5 protein-coding genes and 1 pseudogene are annotated in these 4524 nt (G+C 70.7%); 2 read left to right on the top strand and 4 right to left on the bottom strand.

Annotated features, from left to right (window positions below):
- The 4 genes and pseudogenes from GA0115259_RS32975 to GA0115259_RS32960 form a co-directional block, all read right to left on the bottom strand.
- Nucleotides 1–375: pseudogene (locus tag GA0115259_RS32975) on the bottom strand (ATPase); the annotation flags it as partial.
- Nucleotides 376–439: 64 nt separating this feature from the next.
- Complete coding sequence (locus tag GA0115259_RS32970) at nucleotides 440–1117, bottom strand: uracil-DNA glycosylase (RefSeq protein WP_093603755.1); 678 nt, start codon at nucleotides 1115–1117, stop codon at nucleotides 440–442.
- A 150-nt stretch (nucleotides 1118–1267) separates the two neighbouring features.
- Nucleotides 1268–2353: a WD40/YVTN/BNR-like repeat-containing protein gene (locus GA0115259_RS32965; protein ID WP_093603757.1), complete on the bottom strand. Its 1086-nt coding sequence runs from the start codon at nucleotides 2351–2353 to the stop codon at nucleotides 1268–1270.
- A 90-nt stretch (nucleotides 2354–2443) separates the two neighbouring features.
- Nucleotides 2444–3523, bottom strand: coding sequence for an NADH:flavin oxidoreductase/NADH oxidase (locus GA0115259_RS32960; protein ID WP_093603753.1), 1080 nt, complete (start codon nucleotides 3521–3523; stop codon nucleotides 2444–2446).
- Nucleotides 3524–3702: 179 nt separating this feature from the next.
- On the opposite strand from GA0115259_RS32960, the gene GA0115259_RS32955 reads away from it, so the two are divergent.
- A complete protein-coding gene (locus GA0115259_RS32955; protein WP_093603751.1) occupies nucleotides 3703–4053 on the top strand; it encodes an ArsR/SmtB family transcription factor in 351 nt (116 codons plus the stop codon).
- Between the two features lie 119 nt (nucleotides 4054–4172).
- The coding region (locus GA0115259_RS32950; protein ID WP_256098242.1) for a DUF6214 family protein at nucleotides 4173–4524 on the top strand (352 nt) is incomplete at its 3' end.

Below are 4524 nucleotides of genomic sequence, written 5' to 3'. Positions count from 1 at the left end.
GGCCCGCTGTCCGAGCGCGCCCGCATAGGCGGTGACCGCGTCCGCGGCGAGCGCCAGCCGCCGTACGCCGAGCGAACGCTCCAGCGCCGTGGGCAGTTCGGCCCGGAGTCCGCCGCCGAGCGTCGCCATCCCGGCCGCGCCGATCGCGACCGCGGACAGGGTGTCCGTACCGGCCCGGGACAGCAGCGCCTCGACCGCGGGCAGCAGTTGGGCGAGCAGATGCCCGGGATCGATACCGGTGGGCCCGGTGCGGACCGGCTCGGCGGCGGCCGTGGTGCCGATCGTCCTGACTCCGGCCGGCTGGCCACCGGCCGTCGAACCGAGCGCGATGCGCAGCCCGGAACCGCCCGAGTCCACGCCCAGCACCCAGCTCATCGCCGCTCCCCGGTCATGACCGCTGCCCGTTCATCGCGGCCTCCGCCTCATCGCGGCACCCGGCTCATGGAAGCTGCCAGTCCACCGGTTGCGCGCCCTGGCGGACCAGCAGATCGTTGGCCCGGCTGAACGGACGCGAGCCGAAGAAGCCGCGGTCCGCCGACATGGGTGACGGATGCGCGGACTCGATCGCGGGGAAGTCACCGAGGAGCGGTCGCAGATTGCGGGCGTCACGGCCCCAGAGGATGGACACCAGCGGCTTGCCGCGGGCGACCAGCGCGCGGATGGCCTGCTCCGTCACCTCTTCCCAGCCCTTGCCACGATGGGCGGCGGGCTTGCGGGGCGCGGTGGTCAGCGCCCTGTTGAGCAGCAGGATGCCCTGCTGTGTCCAGGGCGTCAGATCGCCGTTGGAGGGCCTGGGCAGCCCGAGATCCGTGTTCAGCTCCCGGAAGATGTTCTCCAGACTGCCGGGCAGAGGACGCACCTCGGGCGCGACGGAGAAGCTCAGTCCCACCGCGTGTCCCGGAGTCGGATAGGGATCCTGGCCGACGATCAGGACCCGTACCTCGTCAAAAGGCTGCTGGAAGGCTCGCAGCACATTCGGTCCGGCTGGCAGATAGGTGCGCCCGGCGGCGATCTCCGCCCGGAGGAAATCACCCATTTCGGTGATGCGTCCGGCCGCTGGGCCCAGTGCGTCCGCCCATCCGGGCTCGACAATCTCATTCAAAGGTCTTGCTGCCACGGAGGACCACTCTACTGCCGCGAAGGGCACACCTCGGCACGCGCCCGCCAACCCACCTTCGCTGCACGGCATTTGCCCACCACCTCACAACCAGGTCAGCCGACTGTCCGGCTGTCGGAAGACCGTCCTGCTGTCACAAGTGTCCTGCTGTCACAGGAGGGCGGTCGCACGGACACAGAGCACATCCGGCAGATGCGAGGCGAGCTGCTGCCAGCTCTCTCCGTCGTCCGCGCTCGCGTACACCTCGCCATTGCGGTTGCCGAAGTAGATTCCCGCGGGATCGGTGTCGTCCGTACACATCGCGTCCCGCAGCACCGTGCCGTAATGGTCGCCCTCGGGCAGTCCCGCCGACAGCGGCTCCCAGGTGCCGCCCGCGTCCTCCGTACGGAAGACCCGGCAGCGGCGCCCGGCGGGAACGCGGTCCGCGTCGGCGTTGATCGGGAAGACATAGGCCACATCCGCGCGGTGCGGATGGGCGACGACCGCGAAGCCGAAGTCGGACGGCAGGCCCGAGCCGATGTCGCTCCACCGGCCGCCCGCGTCGTCGCTGCGGAACACACCCCAGTGGTTCTGGAGATACAGCCGGTCCGGATCGCCCGCGCCCTGCGCGATCTTGTGGACGCACTGCCCGAACTCAGGATTCGGATCGGGCAGGAAGACCGCCGACACGCCTTCATTGGACGGCGCCCAGCTCGCGCCGCCGTCCCGAGTGCGGAACACGCCCGCCGTGGAGACCGCGACCGTCACGGCGTCCGGATCCCGAGGATCCGTGATCACCGTGTGCACCGCCTCACCGCCACCGCCCGGCACCCACTGCGAGCGGGTGGGATGCTCCCAGAGCGGCCGGACCAGCTCGAAGGTCTCGCCGCCGTCGTCCGAGCGGAACAGCGCGGCGGGCTCCGTGCCCGCGTACACCACGTCCGGCGCCTTCGGTCCCGCCGGATGGAGCTGCCACACCCGCTCCAGGGACGCGCCCGTGTCCTTGGGGAACTTCACCGCGGGCCGGCTCGGCTCGGTCCAGCTCGCCCCCAGATCGTCCGACCGGAACACGGACGGGCCCCAGTGCAGACTGTCGGCGCCCACCAGGAGCCGTGGCACCGCCCGGCGGGTGTCGATACCGATCGAGTACACCGCTTGCGCGTTGAAGTGCGGCCCTTCGAACTCCCACCGGCCGCCGCGCCTGCGGCCGAGGAAGAGCCCCTTGCGGGTGCCCACGGTCAGTAGCACGTCGGTCATCGCCGACACCTCCAGGACGTCGCTGTCACGGTACGGGCCAGTCTGCACCCGACCACTGACAATGGCGCCTGGAGTGCACGTCCGCGCAGGTCAGAAGGCCCGGTGATACTGCTGCGGGACAGCTGCGGAGGCACCCAGCTCACCGGCGGCACGGCGGGCCCAGGACGGATCGCGCAGCAGCTCCCGGCCGAGCAGTACGGCGTCGGCCTCACCGTTGGCGACGATCTTCTCGGCCTGCTCGGCGTCGGTGATCAGTCCGACGGCAGCCACCGGCAGCCCGGTCTCCTTCCTGACCCGGGCCGCGAACGGTACCTGGTAGCCGGGACCGAGTGGAATATGTACGCCCGAGGCATTGCCTCCGCTCGACACATCGAGCAGATCCACGCCGTGCGCCACCAGCTCGTCCGCGAGGCGCACCGTGTCGTCCACGGTCCAGCCGCCCTCGTCCAGCCAGTCGGTGGCGGAGATCCGGAAGAAGACCGGCAGCTCGTCCGGCCACTCGGCGCGCACGGCGTCGACGACCTCCAGGGCGAACCGCGCGCGGTTCTCGAAGGAGCCGCCGTAGGCGTCCGTACGCCGGTTGCTGTGCGGAGAGAGGAACTCGCCGATCAGATAGCCGTGCGCGCCATGCACCTCGACCACCTGGAAGCCCGCCTCCCGGGCCCGCCGTGTGGCCGCCGCGAACTGCCCGACGATCTCCTCGATCTGCGCCACGGACAGCTCCGCGGGCACCGGATGGCCGTCCTTGAAAGGCACCGCGCTCGGCGCCAGCGGCTGCCACCCGTTGGCCTCGGGACCGACCGGCTCGCCGCCCTTCCAGGGCCGGTCCGTAGACGCTTTGCGTCCGGCGTGAGCGAGCTGGATGCCCGCGACCGTGCCCTGCGTGCCGAGGAAGCGCGTGATACGGCGGAACGCCTCGACCTGCGTGTCGTTCCAGATCCCGAGGTCCGCCGGGCTGATCCGGCCCTCCGGGCTGACGGCCGTGGCCTCGGTGAGGATCAGCCCGGTGCCGCCTGCCGCGCGCGCCGCGAGATGCGCGAAGTGCCAGTCGTTGGGGACTCCGGTGTCCGGGCCGGTCTCGTCCGCGGAGTACTGGCACATGGGTGCCATCCAGACCCGATTGGGGATGGTCAGCGACCGCAGGGTGTACGGCTCGAACAGTGCGCTCACGGTGGGCTCCATTCAGACGGCGAACTCGGGCGGCGACGGGCGCGGCCGGGCAGAGCGGCCGGGCCCGCGCATCGCGCCACGGTCCCGGCGAGGCTTAATACGATACCCATCGTAGTAAGGCGACTGTCAAACTACGAAGCCTCTCGTACGATGAGACTCCCTGAAGGAGTGGAGCCGCTGTGACCGCCGCGACCAGTACCCGTGAACTCGCGCATCCCGAGCGCACGGAGATCCGTCTGGAGGATGTACTGCACGCGCTCGCCGATCCGCTGCGCCTGCGTGTCGTGCGCGAGCTCGCCGAGGCGGACCGTGAGCTGGCCTGCTCGCACTTCGAGCTGCCTGTCACCAAATCCACCACCACGCACCACTTCCGGGTACTGCGTGAGAACGGCGTGATCCGGCAGGACTACCGAGGCACGGCCAAGATGAACGGGCTGCGCAGGGCGGACCTGGACGCTCTCTTCCCGGGGCTGCTCGACAGCGTCCTGGAGGCCGCCGGCGCGCAGGCGAAGCGGCTCGGCGACAGCTGATCCGGGCGGGCGCCCGTTCTCGGTGCGGTACGCGGTGCGATGAGCCGACAGGGTGCCGTACGGTGCCGGGCCGTGCGCGCCATGACAAGAGGCGCGGATTGCCTGATTAAGTTGTGAATGTGTCGGAACATAAATGGATTTCCGCCCAGGAACCCCATGAGCGCGATGCGTACGAGTGGCCCGTGTGGGAGGTGCAGGGGCACGGCACCGTCACCGGCGCCGGTGATCCCAGGGACGGCGCCACACGGCGCGAGATCCTGCCGCCCTGGGTCGATATCCGGCTGACCTTCGCGGACGGTGCCCGGCTCGATGTGCTCGCGGTCGTACGGGACGGCCGTATCGCCATCGAGGACGCGCAGGCCGATCCGCCGCTGGCCCTCGAAGGCTTCGCCGCGCTCGCCGGAGCGATCGAGGCGCCGCTCCAGAACGCCTGCCAGGTGGTCTCGGGCCGGCACCGGCCGCCGGTGCCGG

The sequence above is a fragment of the Streptomyces sp. MnatMP-M17 genome (genome assembly GCF_900091995.1).
In the GTDB taxonomy this organism is placed as follows: domain Bacteria; phylum Actinomycetota; class Actinomycetes; order Streptomycetales; family Streptomycetaceae; genus Streptomyces.
Note: the sequence above shows the minus strand (reverse complement) of the source record. Positions and strands in the feature narration are given on the sequence as shown.

Excerpts from the sequence above, each read along its gene's own strand:
- GA0115259_RS32965 (WP_093603757.1), bottom strand. The coding sequence starts at position 2,353 with ATGACCGACGTGCTACTGACCGTGGGCACCCGCAAGGGGCTCTTCCTC.